Annotated in this window: 1 protein-coding gene; it reads right to left on the reverse strand. The window is 62.4% G+C overall.

The features are described from left to right. Positions 1-279 (reverse strand): transposase (locus F6X37_RS36140; protein ID WP_187614704.1); only part of this gene is annotated, 279 nt, incomplete at both ends.

A 279-nucleotide genomic window follows, 5' to 3' on the forward strand; every position in this document is an offset into this window, starting at 1 on the left:
GAACAGCTTCCGTGTCAGTTCGTGCTCGATCAACAGGCGCCGGAATTTCAGCAGCGTGGTCGCATCCGGAACGTTCTCGACTGCCAGATCGATGCCGGCGAAGGCGCGCAGCGCAATGCTGTCATACGCCCCGCAGGAAGTCCCCTTGGGGGACAGCGCGTCTTCCAGCCCTTCGTCCGACAGCCCGTACCACTGTTGCAGGAAATAGATCCGCAGCATTCGCTCCAGGCCAATCGGCGGACGGCCTCGCGTGCCCTTCGGGTAATGCGGTTCGATTGC

The sequence above is a fragment of the Paraburkholderia sp. 31.1 genome (assembly GCF_014397645.1).
Taxonomy (GTDB): domain Bacteria; phylum Pseudomonadota; class Gammaproteobacteria; order Burkholderiales; family Burkholderiaceae; genus Paraburkholderia; species Paraburkholderia tuberum.